Origin of the sequence: Ottowia thiooxydans (genome assembly GCF_040548795.1) — a bacterium.
GTDB classification, from domain to species: domain Bacteria; phylum Pseudomonadota; class Gammaproteobacteria; order Burkholderiales; family Burkholderiaceae_C; genus Ottowia; species Ottowia thiooxydans_A.
The window spans coordinates 188948-205688 of record NZ_JBEPSH010000003.1 but is presented as its reverse complement, the minus strand read 5'-3'; the positions used below and the strand labels follow the sequence as shown (position 1 = coordinate 205688).

12 protein-coding genes and 1 pseudogene are annotated in these 16741 nt (G+C 59.4%); 11 read left to right on the top strand and 2 right to left on the bottom strand.

Annotated features, from left to right (window positions below):
* Positions 1 to 4 precede the first annotated feature (4 nt).
* From trmD to paaZ, 10 genes and pseudogenes are all read left to right on the top strand, one after another.
* Positions 5 to 793, top strand: coding sequence for a tRNA (guanosine(37)-N1)-methyltransferase TrmD (gene trmD / locus ABIE13_RS07815; protein ID WP_354442573.1), 789 nt, complete (start codon positions 5 to 7; stop codon positions 791 to 793).
* A gap of 132 nt (positions 794 to 925) precedes the next feature.
* On the top strand, positions 926 to 1309 hold the full coding sequence (rplS, locus tag ABIE13_RS07810) for a 50S ribosomal protein L19 (protein ID WP_354442572.1): 384 nt from the start codon (positions 926 to 928) through the stop codon (positions 1307 to 1309).
* 114 nt (positions 1310 to 1423) lie between these two features.
* Complete coding sequence (locus ABIE13_RS07805) at positions 1424 to 2647, top strand: MFS transporter (RefSeq protein WP_354442571.1); 1224 nt, start codon at positions 1424 to 1426, stop codon at positions 2645 to 2647.
* A 64-nt stretch (positions 2648 to 2711) separates the two neighbouring features.
* Positions 2712 to 3449: an NUDIX hydrolase gene (locus ABIE13_RS07800; RefSeq protein WP_354442570.1), complete on the top strand. Its 738-nt coding sequence runs from the start codon at positions 2712 to 2714 to the stop codon at positions 3447 to 3449.
* A gap of 621 nt (positions 3450 to 4070) precedes the next feature.
* Positions 4071 to 5057 carry a CobD/CbiB family protein gene (locus ABIE13_RS07795; protein WP_354442569.1) on the top strand — a complete coding sequence of 329 codons (987 nt, stop codon included), beginning with the start codon at positions 4071 to 4073 and terminating at the stop codon, positions 5055 to 5057.
* Positions 5058 to 5246: 189 nt separating this feature from the next.
* Positions 5247 to 6386: an ABC transporter substrate-binding protein gene (locus tag ABIE13_RS07790; protein WP_436278393.1), complete on the top strand. Its 1140-nt coding sequence runs from the start codon at positions 5247 to 5249 to the stop codon at positions 6384 to 6386.
* Between the two features lie 102 nt (positions 6387 to 6488).
* Positions 6489 to 7517 (top strand): branched-chain amino acid ABC transporter permease, encoded by a 1029-nt coding sequence (locus ABIE13_RS07785; RefSeq protein WP_354442568.1) that lies wholly within the window; start codon positions 6489 to 6491, stop codon positions 7515 to 7517.
* Positions 7514 to 9334: a branched-chain amino acid ABC transporter ATP-binding protein/permease gene (locus ABIE13_RS07780; RefSeq protein WP_354442567.1), complete on the top strand. Its 1821-nt coding sequence runs from the start codon at positions 7514 to 7516 to the stop codon at positions 9332 to 9334. The genes ABIE13_RS07785 and ABIE13_RS07780 overlap by 4 nt, the downstream gene beginning before the upstream one ends.
* Positions 9331 to 10068: an ABC transporter ATP-binding protein gene (locus tag ABIE13_RS07775; RefSeq protein WP_354442566.1), complete on the top strand. Its 738-nt coding sequence runs from the start codon at positions 9331 to 9333 to the stop codon at positions 10066 to 10068. The genes ABIE13_RS07780 and ABIE13_RS07775 overlap by 4 nt, the downstream gene beginning before the upstream one ends.
* A gap of 119 nt (positions 10069 to 10187) precedes the next feature.
* Positions 10188 to 11741, top strand: a pseudogene (gene paaZ / locus ABIE13_RS07770) (phenylacetic acid degradation bifunctional protein PaaZ); the annotation flags it as partial.
* A 275-nt stretch (positions 11742 to 12016) separates the two neighbouring features.
* Here paaZ and ABIE13_RS07765 read toward each other — a convergent pair.
* Positions 12017 to 14236 carry an IPTL-CTERM sorting domain-containing protein gene (locus ABIE13_RS07765; RefSeq protein ID WP_354442565.1) on the bottom strand — a complete coding sequence of 740 codons (2220 nt, stop codon included), beginning with the start codon at positions 14234 to 14236 and terminating at the stop codon, positions 12017 to 12019.
* Between the two features lie 155 nt (positions 14237 to 14391).
* On the opposite strand from ABIE13_RS07765, the gene ABIE13_RS07760 reads away from it, so the two are divergent.
* On the top strand, positions 14392 to 15621 hold the full coding sequence (locus tag ABIE13_RS07760; protein ID WP_354442564.1) for a helix-turn-helix transcriptional regulator: 1230 nt from the start codon (positions 14392 to 14394) through the stop codon (positions 15619 to 15621).
* Here the strand turns inward: ABIE13_RS07760 and ABIE13_RS07755 are convergent.
* Positions 15595 to 16674, bottom strand: a complete 1080-nt coding sequence (locus tag ABIE13_RS07755; protein WP_354442563.1) for a GAF domain-containing protein — start codon at positions 16672 to 16674, stop codon at positions 15595 to 15597. The genes ABIE13_RS07760 and ABIE13_RS07755 overlap by 27 nt on opposite strands.
* Positions 16675 to 16741 lie beyond the last annotated feature (67 nt).

The following is a 16741-nucleotide window of genomic DNA, read 5'->3' as shown; positions in this document are numbered from 1 at the left end:
TGTCATGCGCTTTGACGTCATCACGCTGTTTCCCGAGCTTTTTGCGCCGTTTCTGGAGGCCGGGATCAACAGGCGGGCTTTTTCCAGCGGCCTGGTAGAACTCAAGCTATGGAACCCACGCGATTTTGCAGAGGGAAACTATCGCCGCGTGGATGACAGGCCTTTCGGCGGAGGCCCCGGCATGGTCATGATGGCAGAGCCTCTGCTGCGCTGCCTCCAGGCTATTCGCTCTGACCGCGAGCCAGACCACGACGAAGCCGCCGACTCCACTTCGGTGCCGGTTGTGCTTTTCTCTCCCATAGGAGAGGTGTTGCGGCATGACGCGGTCGAGCGATGGTCTCAAAGCGCTGGCGCCATTTTGGTGTGTGGGCGCTATGAGGGCATTGACCAGCGCTTCATTGACTCTCATGTTGACATGCAGATCAGCCTGGGTGACTTTGTATTGTCTGGCGGTGAGATTGCAGCGATTGCCTTGCTGGACGCGGTGGCTCGGTTGCAACCCGGGGTGCTCAACGACGAAGGCAGCCATCAGTTCGACAGCTTCAACCCGGCACTGGATGGCATGCTGGATTGCCCGCACTACACGCGCCCGGAAGTGTGGAATGACCAGGCGGTACCGGCAGCTCTGCTGTCTGGCCATCACGCCCAGATTGAACGCTGGCGACGTGATCGCCGGATTGAGATCACGGCACGCCATCGCCCGGATCTGATTGACGCTGCCCGAGCGGCGGGGCATCTTGGCAAGGCGGACGAAGCGGCGCTGGCGAGCGTCAAAACCCTTGCAGCGCCTTGATTGCTCATCTGCCCGGCTTCAGGCTATAATCCAAGGCTTTTCGATCCTCTGCCGGCCGCGGGGAGCAGGGCTTTAGCCCTTGTTTCGCCGCCTTTTGTGTAGCGCGCGCATGATCGAGAGATGGGAAAACCAATGAACCTGATTGAAACCCTCGAAAAAGAGGAAATTGCTCGCCTGGGCAAAACGATCCCTGAATTCGCTCCTGGCGATACCGTGATCGTCAGCGTGAACGTCGTGGAAGGTACACGTAAGCGTGTGCAGGCCTACGAAGGCGTTGTGATCGCCAAGCGTAACCGTGGCCTCAACAGCGGCTTCACAGTGCGCAAGATCTCCAACGGCGAAGGCGTTGAGCGCACTTTCCAGACCTACAGCCCGCTGATCGCTGCCATTGAAGTCAAGCGCCGCGGTGACGTGCGTCGTGCCAAGCTCTACTACCTGCGTGAGCGCAGCGGTAAGTCGGCACGTATCAAGGAAAAGCTGCCAAGCCGCGTCAAGCCAGTCAGCACTGCTGCCTGATCTTTACGTGCTTCCTGAAAACCGCCTGCGGCTCCTGCCCAGGCGGTTTTTTCTTGTCTGCGCCAGGCAAGTCAGGGCAGGAGTGGCCCAGGTTCTTTAAATATCAGTATGCAAATGTCTTCAGGCTCAGCCCTGGCACAGTCCCATGTTGCGGGCTCAAGCCCTTCATTTCTCAAAGCTCTGCTGGCCCTGGGGGTGGGTGGTTTCAGCATCGGTACGGGCGAGTTTGTCATCATGGGTCTCTTGCCCGACGCCGCGCAAGACCTTGCCATATCCATTCCCACAGCAGGCCACTTGATCAGTGCCTATGCATTGGGCGTGGTGGTGGGTGCGCCCATCCTGGCAGTGCTGAGTGCAAAGATGCCCCGCCGCACCTTGCTCATGGCGCTGATGCTGTTTTATGCAATAGCCAACTTTGCCAGTGCCTTGGCACCCGGCTATGGAACGATGATCATCATGCGTCTGATCAGCGGGTTGCCGCACGGCACCTTTTTCGGGGTCGCAGCGTTGGTGGCTGCGCACCTGGCGCCTCCTGGGAAACGCGCGCAAGCGGTGGGCTATGTGATGCTCGGACTCACAAGTGCCACCTTGGTGGGAGTGCCGCTGGCAGCAGGGCTGGGTCAGTGGTTGGGGTGGCGAGCAGCCTTTGCGCTCGTGGGCTTCATTGCGCTGCTCAGTATGGCGCTGATCTGGCGCTGGACACCTGCTTTGCCTGTTGATTCCGCAGCCAGCCCATGGAGAGAGCTAGGTGCGCTTCGCAGCAAACAGGTATGGCTTACGCTGGGAATAGCCGCCATTGGCTTTGGTGGGATGTTCTCGGTTTTCAGCTACATCAAACCCACACTCATGGAACTGGCTGGACTGCCGGTGCAAGGCGTGCCCTTTGTTCTGGCGCTGTTTGGCGTGGGCATGGTGATTGGCAATCTGGTGGGCTCCAGATTGGCAGACAAAGCCCTCATGCCCACCATTGGTGGCATGCTCGTGTGGGCAGGACTTGTGCTGGGTTTGTTCTGCTTCACGGCATCGCACCTATGGTTGGGGGCATTCAACGTGCTGCTCATTGGCACTGTGGTCGCCTTGGGCCCGGCTCTTCAGATTCGTTTGATGGACGTCGCCGGAGATGCTCAGAACCTGGCTGCTGCGCTCAATCACTCCGCTTTCAACCTGGCCAACGCACTGGGTGCGTGGCTGGGTGGTATCACCATTTCAATGGGTTTTGGCTGGGCCTCTACGGGCTGGGTGGGGTCGCTGCTGGCGGCAGGAGGCCTGGTGATATTCGGTTCTGCCTACCTGAGTGCGCGAAACGTGGCGCCCGGGCGAAAAATTCAGGCGAACTGAGAGTTGCGCAGAGGGCGCCAATGTTCGGCAAGGAACCTTGCCTTCATTCACAATATGGCCGCTTATGGTTGCGACGCCTCTTTCCAAACTTCCTTCATTTGACCCGAAGCGTATTCCTGTCGTTGGCGTCGATGAGCACTTGCCGTCGGTTCCAGCAGATCGGCTCACGCCAGAGCGCCTGCGGCAACGCTTTCTGCAGCCTCCTATCTGGCAGCCGGAAGTGCGGCAGGAACCCAAGTTCGAAGACCGCGTGCCGGCGCAGGCTGCCGTGCTGGTGCCACTCATCGCGCGCGCCGCAGGTCTGTCCGTTCTGCTGACGGAGCGGACCGCGCATTTGTCCACCCATTCCGGGCAAGTGGCTTTTCCAGGGGGTAAGGTCGATCCGGGGGATGCCGATGTCGTCGCGGCGGCGCTGCGTGAAACCGACGAGGAAGTGGGCTTGGCGTCGGAATTCATTGAAGTCATCGGCCAATTGCCGGTCTACACCACAGGTACGCAGTTCGTAGTGACGCCTGTGGTGGCGCTGGTGCGAGAGGGTTTTGTGCTCAATCCCAACGCGGATGAAGTCGCGCATGCATTTGAGGTTCCGCTTTCTTTTCTGATGAACCCTGCGCACCACCGGCGTCATCGCTTTGAATGGGAGGGCAGCTCCCGCGAATGGTTCTCCATGCCTTATGCAGAAACCTTGGTTGACGTGGCGGCAGGGGAGTCACAACCGTCTGCAAATTTGATCGTGGAACGCTTCATCTGGGGCGCGACTGCGGGCATGCTGCGCAATTTCTACAGATTCCTGTCGGCCTGAAATGTCTCTGCCCAAAGCCATGCCAAGTTCCAGGTTGGCAATTCGGACTCTCTGCGAACGCTGCCATGCCAAGCTGGAGCTTGGCGCTCCCAGGAAATACCAACGCTGGCAAGGCAACACTGCTTGAGTCTTAAGTTCGGGCGGGGCCTGAAAGTTTTTACAAGAAGGCTGTTGGCCTGGGAGCGCCAAGCTCCAGCTTGGCAATTCTGGCTCTCTGCAAAGGCTGTCATGCCAGGCTGGAGCTTGGCGCTCCCAGGGAATACCAAGGCTTGCAAGCCAACACTGCTTGAGTCTTAAGTTCGGATGGGGCCAGAAGGTTTTTACAAGAAGGCTGTTGGCCTGGGAGCGCCAAGCTCCAGCTTGGCAATTCTGATTCTCTGCAAACGCTGCCATGCCACTCAGAAGCTTAGAGGTTCCAGTGAATGACAAAGGTCTACAAGGTCTGGCTGCGCTCCTTGATGGCCCTGTGAGTCGAGCACTGCACTGAAGTACTCCGGAATGAGGTTGGCAACTTGTGAAAATCGTTGCTATGTACACAGGCTGGCGTGCTGCCACTGGTACTTTTTCATCCAGGAGCGGCCGAACGCTCAAAATTCGCTTAACTCCCTCTATCATCCGCGCATGGCCCTTTTTGCAATTGTCATAGCGTTGCTGTTGGAGCAGGTTCGCCCGCTCGGTCCGGCGAATCCCGCTGCGGTGGGGTTGCGCCATTGGGTTCGCTGGGTCGGCAGCAGTGTCGATGCTGGCGCCTTGCATCACGGCTGGATGGCCTGGGTACTGGCGGTAGTCGTGCCAAGCTTTGCCGCGCTGGCTGTTCACTGGGCCCTGATCTGGCTCGGCGGCTGGCCTCTGGCACTGGTGTGGAGCGTGGTGCTGCTCTATCTCACTCTGGGTTTTCGTCAATTCAGCCATCATTTCACCGGCATTCGGGACGCTTTGGAGTCTGGCAACGAAGAGCGTGCGCGTGAATTGCTGGCCCATTGGCAGCAGGTCGATGCCAGCCGGCTACCACGCGCGGAGATCGTGCGCCATGTGATCGAATACTCGGTATTGGCTGCACACCGTCATGTGTTTGGAGTGATTGCCTGGTTTTGCATTCTCGCCATGCTGGGCCTGGGGCCGGCAGGCGCGGTGTTCTATCGCAATGCCGAATTTGCGGCGAGCTACTGGCGCAGGAAGGCGCACGCAGCGGATCACCCCGCCAGCCCTGCGCTCAGAACCGTGGCAGACACCGCGTGGCACACCATTAACTGGTTGCCTGCTCGCATGACTGCATTGGGCTTTGCCATTGTGGGAAGTTTTGAGGAAGCCATTGATGCCTGGCGTAACTATGCGGGCCGATTCTCAGACAGTAACGACGGGGTCATCCTCGCCGCGACATCGGGCGCTATAGGCGTGCGCCTGGGCGGAGCAGCCCTCAAGCCAGCCACAGCGGATCTGCCTGCCCAGCCGGTTGGCATGAGCGACACGCCCGGTGGTGGCAATGGCCTGCCAGGGCGTGAGCCGCAATCGGCCCACCTGGTGCAAGTGGTGGGGCTTGTATGGCGCATGGTGGCGCTGTGGCTGCTTCTTTTGGTCTTGCTCACTCTGGCGCACGTGCTAGGCTAAAAGCTCTCTTTTTTTCTCATTTCTGGCTGTCTTTTGTCTCGCCTTCGGGTATTTACTGAGATTTCAGTCACGATCTGGGCTGTACCGTTAATTACAATAGTCGACCGATCGGTCGGTTAATTCGCCACCCTCACGATGTGGCTGATCGATGCGTTATTTTCATTATTCAAGGAGCAAGAAGCTGTGAACATCAAGAAGAACGCCCTGTCTGTTCTATTGGCATGTCTGCCTGTGTTGGCCGCCGCGCAAGTGACCGTTGGAGTTACCGTGTCGGCGACCGGACCTGCGGCTTCCCTGGGCATTCCAGAGAAAAACACCATTGCGCTCTTGCCCAAGACCATAGGTGGTCAGACGGTGAACTATGTCGTGCTGGATGATGCGTCAGACACCACCGCTGCCGTTACCAACACCCGCAAACTGATTTCCGAGCGCAATGTGGATGTCATCGTCGGTTCGTCCACCACGCCTGCCTCGCTGGCCATGATCGATGTGGTGGCTGAAGCCCAGACACCCATGATCACTCTGGCTGCATCTGCCGCCATCATTGAGCCCATGGACGCCAAGAAGCGCTGGGTTTTCAAGACGCCTCAAAACGACATCATGATGGCTTTGGCGATTGCCGAGCATATGGCCAAAGATGGCGTCAAGAGTGTGGGTTTCATCGGCTTCTCGGACGCCTATGGTGAAGGCTGGTACCGTGAAACGGTCAAGGCACTGGATCTGAAAAAGATCAAGTTGGTTGGCAATGAGCGTTATTCCCGCACAGATACCGCAGTGACCGGCCAGGTCCTGAAGCTCATGGGCGCAAAACCTGATGCGATCCTGATTGCAGGCTCAGGTACACCTGCTGCGCTGCCGCAGAAAACCCTCAAGGAACGTGGCTACACCGGCAAGATCTACCAGACGCACGGTGTCGCGAATGCTGACTTCCTGCGCGTAGGCGGCAAGGACGTCGAAGGTACGCTGTTGCCAGCGGGCCCTGTCTTGGTGGCTGACCAACTGCCCACAAGCAATCCTGTGCGCAAATCGGCACTTGCCTACATTCAGGCTTACGAGGGCGCCAACGGCAAAGGAAGCGTCTCCACCTTCGGTGGTCATGCCTGGGATGCGGGTCAGCTCCTCGCTTCAGCCATTCCTGCTGCACTGAAAAAAGCCCAGCCAGGCACCCCTGCGTTCCGCGCTGCATTGCGTGAAGCGCTGGAAAACGTGAAGGAAGTTCCTGGATCGCACGGCATTTTCACCACGTCTGCCAACGATCACCTGGGCCTGGACCAACGTGCCCGCGTCATGGTGAAAATCCAGGGCGGCAAGTGGGTCTACCAGCCCTGAACATTGTCTGACGAGGCCGGCCTCTAGCACGCTAGAAACGGCTTTCCATGCTCGCGAAAGCTCTTGCATCTGCAAGGGCTTTCGCACAACCAAGACCGATCGATGGATTTGCAAATCGCCCTGATGTTGGCGCAAGACGGCGTGGTAAACGGCGCCATCTATGCGCTCATGGCGCTCGCGCTCGTGCTCGTGTTCTCAGTCACACGGGTCATCTTCATTCCCCAAGGGGAGTTTGTTGCTTATGCAGCCCTTGCCATGGCTGCCTTGCAGGCTGGACAAGCGCCTAAGCTGGTGTGGCTGCTGATTGCCTTGGCAGGCATGACGCTCGTCGTCGAAGCATGGCGCCACATGCGTGGTGTCCGAGTGGATTGGGCGTCAACCGGCGTATGGGCGGTAGTCATTCCGGCCTTGGCACTGGCCCTGATCTGGGGCGTCAAGCCGACTTCCCAGCTTGGCCAGACGCTGGCTGTTCTGGCATTGATCATCCCTATGGGGCCTCTGCTGTATCGCCTGGCCTACCGGCCGTTGGCGCATGCGACGGTGCTGATCCTGCTGATTGTGTCGGTTGCACTGCACGGGGTGTTGGTGGGCCTGGGGCTTTATTTCTTCGGCGCAGAAGGCTCACGCACGGCTGCTTATTCTGACGCCCGCTGGGAAATCGGCGGTATACCTTTCACAGGCCAGTCGCTGGTGGTGGTTGGAACGGTGGCGATTCTGGTTGCGGTCATGTTTGTGTTCTTTGAACGCTCCATCATCGGCAAGGCACTGCGCGCCACGGCCATGAACCGGGTGGGTGCGCGACTCATGGGCATTCCCACAGAGCTATCTGGTGATCTCAGCTTTGCCCTCGCGGCGCTGATTGGCGCGGTGTGCGGCATTTTGATCGCTCCCATCACGACGATCTACTACGACACCGGCTTCATCATCGGACTCAAAGGTTTCGTCGCGGCTATTTTTGGCGGTCTCGCCAGCTATCCGCTGGCCGTTCTGGGCTCCCTGCTGGTAGGGCAGCTTGAATCGTTCTCTTCATTCTGGGCCAGTGCCTTCAAGGAAGTCTTGGTGTTCACCCTCATCATTCCTGTGCTGTGGTGGCGATCGCTGCACACGCACCACGTGGAGGACGAGGAATGAACTCGCGCCACCTTACTCTTATTGCTATCGCGCTGTTGGCGCTGATCTGGTCGTTTCTTGCGCCGTTCACGATCACGCTGCTGAACTACATTGGCCTGTATTCCATGGTGGCTGTCGGCCTGGTGCTGCTTACCGGGGTTGGTGGCATGACCTCGTTCGGCCAAGCCGCATTCGTCGGCCTCGGAGCCTACGCCACGGCCTGGATCTGCACTTCACCGGTCGCTCAGGCCGCGCTGGCATCCTTGCCTCCTGGCCTGGTCCCCTGGTTAGGCCTGCTGCTGGGTCTGGCAGTGACTGCCTTGATTGCCTGGGCATTGGGTGCGGTCACGCTGCGCCTTTCCGGGCACTATCTGCCGTTGGGCACCATTGCGTGGGGCCTGAGCCTTTACTATATTTTCGGCAACCTTGAGATGTTGGGCGGATTCACCGGTATCACTGGTGTGCCTCCGCTGACGCTTTTTGGTATGGACCTCAGTTCTCCCCGTGCACTGGGTATCCTGATCTGGGTGGTCTTGCTTCTGAGCATATGGACACTGCACAACTTGCTGGATTCGCGCGAGGGCAGGGCCATTCGTTCGCTCAAGACCGGTCGCGTCATGGCCGAATCCATGGGTGTCGATACAGCCCGCCAACGCATCAAACTGTTCGTGCTGGCAGCCTTGCTGGCCGCGGTCTCAGGATGGATGTACGCGCACTTGCAGCGCTTTGTGAACCCCACGCCCTTCAACATCAACATCGGCATTGAATATTTGTTCATGGCGGTGGTCGGGGGCTCTGGCTATCTGTGGGGCGCCGTTCTGGGAGCGACGCTGATCACTTTGCTCAAGGAGCAATTGCAAGATCTGTTGCCCAAGCTTCTGGGTGCCAGTGGAAACTTTGAAGTCATCGTGTTCGGGCTCCTGATGCTGCTGGTCCTGCAACGTGCGGCCGAAGGCTTGTGGCCGCTGTTCGCCGCAGGGACCCGCAAATTTCTCAAACCGATACCGCCACGCGCGAATTCCGCTGCACCCGCTGAGCTGGCCACTCGTGCCTTGCCTGACGCGGGTTCAGTCGTACTTCAAGCAGACGAGGTGACCAAGCGCTTTTCCGGCCTCATTGCCAATAACGCGGTGAATCTGACCGTCAAGAGTGGGGAAGTCCATGCACTGATCGGGCCCAATGGCGCGGGCAAGAGCACCTTCTTCAACATGATCTCCGGCGTGGATGATCCTACCTCCGGCAGCGTCAAGCTGATGGGTCAGGACATGAAGACCAAGCCTTCCCGCGCTTTCGCAGCGCTAGGGTTGGGTCGCACCTTTCAGCACGTGCGCCTGCTCGGCCAGCGCAGTGTGCTTGAGAACGTGGCGCTGGGGGCCCACCTTCGCGGCCACCGCGGCTGGATGTCCGCCATGCTCCGACTGGATCGTCGTGAAGAAGCCGCGCTGCTGGCAGAAGCACGTCGCCAGATTGAGCGTTGTGGACTGTTGGAGTACATCGACACCCCCGCAGCGTCCTTGCCGCTGGGGCAGCAACGCATCGTCGAGATTGCCCGAGCGCTCGCCGGCCAGCCAGCCATCTTGCTGCTGGACGAGCCAGCGGCTGGTTTGCGCCACCTCGAAAAGCAATCCCTGGCGGCCCTGCTGACGCAACTGCGTGCGGAAGGCCTGGCCATTCTGGTGGTCGAACACGACATGGAATTCGTCATGAACCTGGCTGACCGCATTACGGTGCTGGAATTCGGTACTGTGATTGCCTCGGGAAGCCCGGCTCAAGTTCAGGCAGATCCGCGAGTCATGGCCGCCTATCTGGGTGGTGATTTGCCAGAGGGGGCAGCATGAGCAAGACGTTGCTTGAATTGCAGGGGTTTTCTGTCTGCTATGGACCGGTCGAAGCTGTGCACCAGATCGCGCTCACCGTGGGTGAGGGCGAGATCGTTACGGTCATTGGACCCAACGGTGCAGGTAAATCCACTTTGCTCAACGCCATCATGGGCTTGCTGCCGTCCAGCGGCACGCTCAACTTGTCGGGCAGCAAAATGGCTCGCCCGTCGGTCGAAGCCATGGTGGCTGCGGGCGTTGGCCTGGTGCCGGAAAAGCGCGAACTGTTCGGTGAGATGTCGGTGGAAGATAACCTTCTTCTCGGTGGTTTTGCACGCTGGAGGCGCGGTCAGCGCGACCAGAAGGCCCGCATGATCGAAGTATTCGAGATGTTTCCTCGCCTTGATGAAAGACGTGCTCAGATGGCTTCGACGCTGTCGGGCGGCGAGCGCCAGATGCTGGCCATTGGCCGTGCGCTGATGGCGCGCCCCAAGCTTCTGATGCTCGACGAACCATCTCTAGGTCTGGCCCCGCTGATTGTGCGCGAGGTGCTCAACATCGTTTCGTCGCTTCGGCGTCTGGGGGTCTCTGTGTTGCTGGTGGAGCAGAATGCAAGAGCTGCCCTGCAAGTGGCCGATCGTGCGTATGTGCTGGAGATGGGCGCCGTGGCCCTTCAAGGCGCAGCCAGCGATCTTCTGCATGATCGCCGTGTGATAGAAACTTATCTGGGCGTCGGTGGCCAAAAGGCTGCTTGACCGATTGATTGGACGCATCCTCAGAACGTGATCACGTTCTCGGAGCCGTCGGGGCAACACTGGCCTATGCCGGCGGCCCCGGGACGGCTTCATTTCCTTTAATTTATTCGGATACCCCCATGACTACACCTCAACTTCAAAGTTACATCGCCGGCCGCTGGATTGGTGCAGAGCCGGCGCAAGCGCTGCGCAGCGCCATTGACAACGGTGTGGTTGCCCATACGCATGCTGAAAGCATCGATTTCGCTGAAGCCCTCGAGCACGCCCGCAAGGTGGGCTTGCCGGCCCTCATGGCGATGGACTTCCAGCAACGGGCTGCAGCACTGAAGGCACTTGCGAAATATCTGGGTGAGCGCAAGGAAGAGATGTATGAGCTTTCGGTCCATACCGGCGCCACCCGTACGGATGGCTGGGTGGACATTGAAGGGGGAACCGGCACGCTGTTCGCTTATGCAAGCATGGCCAAGGAATTGCCTCGCAGCGGAAATCTCTGGCATGAGGGCCAACAAATGTCGCTGGGCAAGACGGGCGCCTTTGCGGGCACACACGTGCTCGTGCCACGTGGTGGTGTCGCCGTTCACATTAACGCCTTCAATTTCCCGGTCTGGGGCCTCTTGGAAAAGTTCGCACCCACGTTCCTGGCTGGTATGCCCAGCATCGGCAAGCCCGCGACGGCCACCAGCTTCCTGACGGAGAAACTGGTGCGGCTCATCAATGACTCCGGCATTCTTCCAGAGGGATCCTTGCAGCTCGTGATTGGTGGCACGGGTGATTTGCTGGACAGGCTGGATGTGTCTGACGTAGTCACTTTCACAGGCTCCGCAGACACAGCGGCCAAACTGCGCGTGTCACCCAACATCATCAAGAACAGCATTCCATTCAACGCCGAAGCCGATTCGCTCAACTGCGCGATCCTGGCGCCAGACGTCACACCTGATGACGAAGAGTTTGATCTGTTCGTCAAGGAAATCGCGCGCGAGATGACGCAAAAGGCCGGCCAGAAGTGCACGGCCATCCGCCGAGCCATCGTGCCTGCACAGCACATTGATGCAGTGGCAGCCAAGCTCAAGGAACGCCTGGCAAAGACGACGGTAGGTGATCCACGCCTTGAAAATGTTCGCATGGGTGCGCTGGCATCCAAATCGCAACAGAAAGATGTGGGCGATCGCGTGGACACGTTGCGTGAGGGCGCTGAAGTGGTGTTCGGCGGTTCTCAAGATTTCTCGCCTGTGGGTGACGGTGCTGAAAACGGCGCGTTCTTCCAACCTACGCTGCTGCTGGCTCGTGACGCAGAGAATCACTCAGCACACGATGTCGAAGCTTTCGGCCCGGTCAGCACGCTGATGGCCTACAGCGGAGGAATTGAAGCGGCTGTGGCACTGGCGGCCAAAGGCCGGGGTAGCCTGGCAGGCACCTTGGTCACCAAGAGCGCGGAAGTCGCCGCTCAGGTCATTCCGCAAATGGCCATGCTTCATGGCCGCCTGCAAATCCTCGACCGTGCTGCTGCACCCGAATCCACAGGTCATGGCTCCGCATTGCCATTCCTCAAACACGGCGGTCCGGGCCGCGCAGGCGGTGGTGAGGAACTGGGTGGCCTGCGTGCCGTCAAGCACATGATGCAGCGTGCGGCAGTGCAAGGCTCCCCCGCCATGTTGGCAGCAGTGACCGGCGAAACCAGCTAAGGCGCATTGCCTGCCTCCCAGAAACCCTCTCTTATTTTCAGGAGAGGGTTTTTTTCGACATAGGGTGCCTGGCCAGAAGACGCAACCGTGGCGCCTTCTCGGAAGGCGTAGTGATCATGCCTTTTCCTGCTCCAGCTCCTTTGGGTGAGTGCAGGGGCGCCCGGCTAGGGGCGCCCGGCTAGGGGCGCCCGGCCAGGGGGAGGGCCAGCGAGGCGTCCTTCCACCCGAACACTCTGAATTTCAGTTCGCCTTCTCAGAGGCTTTAGCTATCGAATACGCCTGCGCAGAGCGACCAGGAGCATCAATGCTGCGAGCAAAAGCAGGACCCACTGGGAGAGCGTAGGAACGGCCTTTAGGTTAGCAACAGAGCCAACGACCGTCACCGCATAGACCGCGCTCGATGGTAGATAGCGCTGTGCAAGATCGCCTGGATAAGCAGCGGTCAATTGATGCTCGCCTCCGGTTTGAAAGCGCATGGTGCATTGCCCATCGCCTTCGGCATTGAGTTGAGCCGCGCAGGAAGCGCCACCACCATGGATGGTGACCGTGCCGTTGGTGACCGCGGTGTCGCCCGCACTGACGGAAATGCGCACCAGCACGGCATCCCCTGTGTTGGGTGTCGTAGGCGCTACGCTCACAAACTGAGTGTTCGTCTGTTGCGCCAACCCAAAGTTGAGGGTCACCGTGCAGTCTGCCGTCACGGGCACCGTAGTCGCGGTATTGCCTGCCACCGTCGTGCTGGTGCATCCACTTGCGCCTGTCAGCATGTAGCCTGAAGCCGGTGTACCCACGACCGAGGCGCGGGCACCGTTTGCAACGCTTTGCGTTTCCGGCGCTGCCGTGCCGCCCGCTCCGTCCACCACGGCGGTGACCGTCCAGTTCTGCACCTGCCCGGCCTTTTGTGCCGAGCATTGCGCGGTGACCCCTGAGCCTGTACCCGCACATGACCACGTCCAAGGCCCTGTGCCTGTGATGGCGCTGGCTGTTCCGACGCTGCAGAGGTTGGTCGGGGGCAGGCTCAAGGTCTTTCCGTTGTCCGAGCCACACGCGCCGTCATCAGGAGAGGCATCTCTTACGAACACGGCGTCGACCGCGCAATTGGCGGTCAGTGGGCCCGCCGTGAAGATGTGGCCATTCAGGCCGCCGGGGCAGCTCGACCCGATTGGAGTCCGCAGGCGATAACCCGCAGCGGGTGTCATGGTGAACTGAACCGACCCACCGGCAGGCATGATCTGCGTCGTGTCTGGTGAAATGGTCCCCGTGCTTCCGTCGGTGATGGGCCTTCCGTTGTAGGCGTCGCGTACAGTGGGTGTCACATCCCAACTGCCGGTGCAGCCTGTGGCCCAAGGCGAGCTGCCAGTGACGGCGTTGTCCCAGGCGAGGTTGATGGCGGGGTCTGTACTGTTGCGCAAGGGATTGGGGCAAGGTACTGCCACCATGGTTTGGTTGGGTGGCAGGGGAGGTGCACCCACGAGTTGGTTGTTCTGGATCCAGAATGCGCGCAGCTTGGTGAGTCCGATCAGTGAGGGGATCTGGCCTGTCAGAGCGTTGTCGCGCACATAAAAATGCTCCAGGTTGACCAAATCCGACAAAGGCGGAATAGGTCCGCTCAACTGGTTGTAGTCGACATGAAAGCTTCTCAGCTTGCTCAAGCCGGCAAGCGCAGGAATCGAGCCCTTTAACTGGTTTTGAGAAGCGATGAAGCTGTCGAGGTTAGCTATACCCCCGAACGAGGTCAGAGCAGTAAGCTGGTTGTTGGAGGCATCGAATGATGTGAGCGCCGCGAGGCCGCTTAAATCAGGAATGGCGCCTACCAGTTTGTTGTTGCGGACATGAAATTCTTCCAGGGCTGTTGCGCCGGAGAGAGGGCCAATCTGGCCATCCAGCAAGTTACCCGCGACATTGAAAACCTTGAGGCTGGTCAGCCCTGCCAAAGAGGGTGTCGATCCTGTCAGCTGCCCACCTTGCACCTGAAAGCTCTGCAGGCTGCCGAGACCTGTCAATGCCGGAATCTGCCCGCTGAACCTGTTGTTGCTCAGGTCAAGGGTGACCAGTTTGGATAGTCCTGACAGCGCAGGAATGGGCCCACTCAAGTCGCTTTGCCTCAGGTTCAATACCGTCAGTTCAGAAAGCGTACCGAGAGATGCTGGGACGGTGCCAATCAAGTTGTTGAAGTTCAACCTCAGGGCGGTCACGTGGGTGTTGGCCACGTCGCAGGAGACGCCGTGCCACGTACATTCCGTGCCGACGGCGCCACCCCAGTTGGTCTTGTTCGACCAGTTGGCGCCGCCTGCGCTGGTGTAGAGGGCGAGCAGGGCTTGACGTTCGGTGGAAGGTATTTCGGCGTGTACCGGCATCGCACCCATCATTGCCAATAGCGTGCCTCCAAGCAGCACAGCTGCACGAAGCCGGGCGCGAGGCTTGGCCACTCTCGTGTGCCGGGAAGCGGGCGTCGCCAGCGCGAGCGACCGAATGGATTTGATCATGTGAAAGTTCTCCTGCTGAAAAATGCAGGGGCGATTTTTGAAAACTCCACGCCTCTTGCCTATCGGTCACCTGACCGATGCTCGTGATGTCACTGGTCGCTGGTATCCCTTGGGGGAATGGCGGAGCGCAAGCCACTGCGAAAGAATCCCGGCGGATGAAAGGGCACACCGTGCATAAGGCATTGACAGATTTATTGGGCGCCGTGGCAGACGAAGATCGTTGGGATGAAGCCCTGCATGGTTACGCCACCAGTTTGGGTGGGGATCAGGTAGGCTGGTTCGTGCTGGCGAGCGATCCGCAACAGTTGGCTGAGTGGGGCGTGGAGTTTGCTGCCCATCCTGATCCGTCTTACTGGCTGAAAACGCCTGGCGAGACGGGCACCCCTGCGCTGATCGGTAGAGGCATCACCGCAGAAGCCACGCTAGGCTATGCATCGCAATACCGCGAACAAGACCCCTTGTGGGATGCCGCCATGGAGCTCTACTCCAAGGCCGAAAAACGTGGCCATTGCAAGGCGTGGGTGGTCACAGATGCCCCCAGGCACACGGGGCATTGTCATCACCGGACTTCGATCTACAACGAGTTCCTGCGTCCACATGGCATCGGGACACGCATGTTTGGGGGAAGCAGAGATGCGAGAGATCCTGCCGGAAATCTATTTGCATCGATTTTCCGGTTGCGTGATGACGAGGGATTCACATTTGATCAGGAGCAGCGGTTTCGCTCCGAGTTTGCAGCAGTGCAACGCGTGGCCGTTCTTCACCGAGAAATGCTTGCCCTGCGCACGCGCACCCGAGGCGTGGAGTCGGTTATGGAACACCTTTCTGTGGGCATGCTGTTCTTTGACACGGCCGCTCGCCTGCTCCACGCCAATGCCAGGGCGACGGAATTGGCCGCGCGCCGTGAACAAGTGGTTTTGCGTGGTTTGCTCAAGGCTCCTGCGAAAGTGGCGGCAGAAGTCCAGACGCTTTTTCAGCGCTCATTGCGCGGCGAAAGTGCTTGCCTTGAATTACCCGGCGGCATTTTATTGGTGTCTCTCGCCTTGGGTGATCTGAAAGAGTTGGGCCTTGCGCATTCACATGAAGGGGTTACGGTCGTCCTGATGGAGCGTACGGCGGATGCCGCTGCTGCGGTGTCCCTGGCTCGCCATGCCTACCGACTGAGCCCTACCGAGGCGTCATTGTTGTTGGCGCTGCTGCATGGCCAGACGCCGCGTGATTTCGCTGATGCGCGTGGTGTGCGTATTCGCACGGTTCGCACCCAGCTGAGCTCGCTTCTGATGAAAACAAGAACACAGCGCCAGCAGGATTTGGTGGCTCTGATGGCGCGGCTCATGTTGCTGACACCTGCCAACGCCTCAAGGAGCCTCGATCTTTCTCTGTAGGCGCTGGGCCAGGTCTTCCCAGTCTTGGCTATGGGTCACTTCCAGAATGGTCCGCAAGTGTTTCTTGAGCGCGGCGCTGCCTACACCGGTGAGCCCTTCGCATTCTGCACGGGCATATCCCAGACCAGCCAGCGCGGCTATCTCGCGCTGCAAGGGCGAGAGCGGCAACGCCAATACCTGCCGCACTACTTCAATCTGCAGTGGCCGCTGCAACTGCAGTGTCAGCAACCATTGCCCAGAACCATCCGTTCCTGAATGAACGGGGAGTAACCGGCTCATCTGTGCGTCCAGCAATCCATCCGGTACTGAAATCTGCGCAGACTGTTGTGGCCCCAAACCCAAATGGGTGAGCAAGTCCGGTGGCAACTGCCCTTCGGTTCCTCCTTGCAGGCCAAGGCCAGGCAGATTGGCTTCCCGTAGCAATCGGGTGGCATGGGCATCGGCCAGCAGGGGGTGCAGGCTTTTCGCGTCCAGCAGTACATGTCCCAAGCCACCGTCGATGCGTGTGCCGAGTTGCACCGAGCCAGGGCGTATGAACGCGCGCTGAAGGCTGATGCTTGCGCGCTCGAGCAAGGCGGCGTCCTCATCGTTGAAAGCCAGGCCCGGCGCACGGAACAACGCCACCACCGCGCGAGTGCGGCCATTGACCTCTACGCGTAAATCCAGTGTGTGGTGATGCCCGCTCGCCCTGACAAGCAAGTTGTAGGTATTGGATCGGAAGTAGGCGGCGTCAGGGGCCAGCATATGTCCGACCACCTGTCCTTGGCGCCGAGCCAATGCGGTGATGTTGACTTCGTTTTGCCCCGCGAACAGCCTGTGGTATTCGTTGAGAAACAGGTTCTGCGCCTCAGCAGGCGAATCTTCATGATAAAAACCCGCTGGAAGCCCTTGCTCATCCAGCCAGAACAGGGCGACTGCATCTGCCCCCACCAGTTGTCGAAGCACCGCGCAAACACTGGTCGCAATAGGCGCCAAGCCTAATCCCAGGCGGCACAACATGTCCAATTCCTGCCACAGGCGCTGGCGCAAGGCAGCCAGAGGAGGGTTGGTCATGGAAGGCATGGCACCTTGTGGTATGCAAATCCGGCATTATGCGCAGTGCGAACTAAGTGCGCATTTT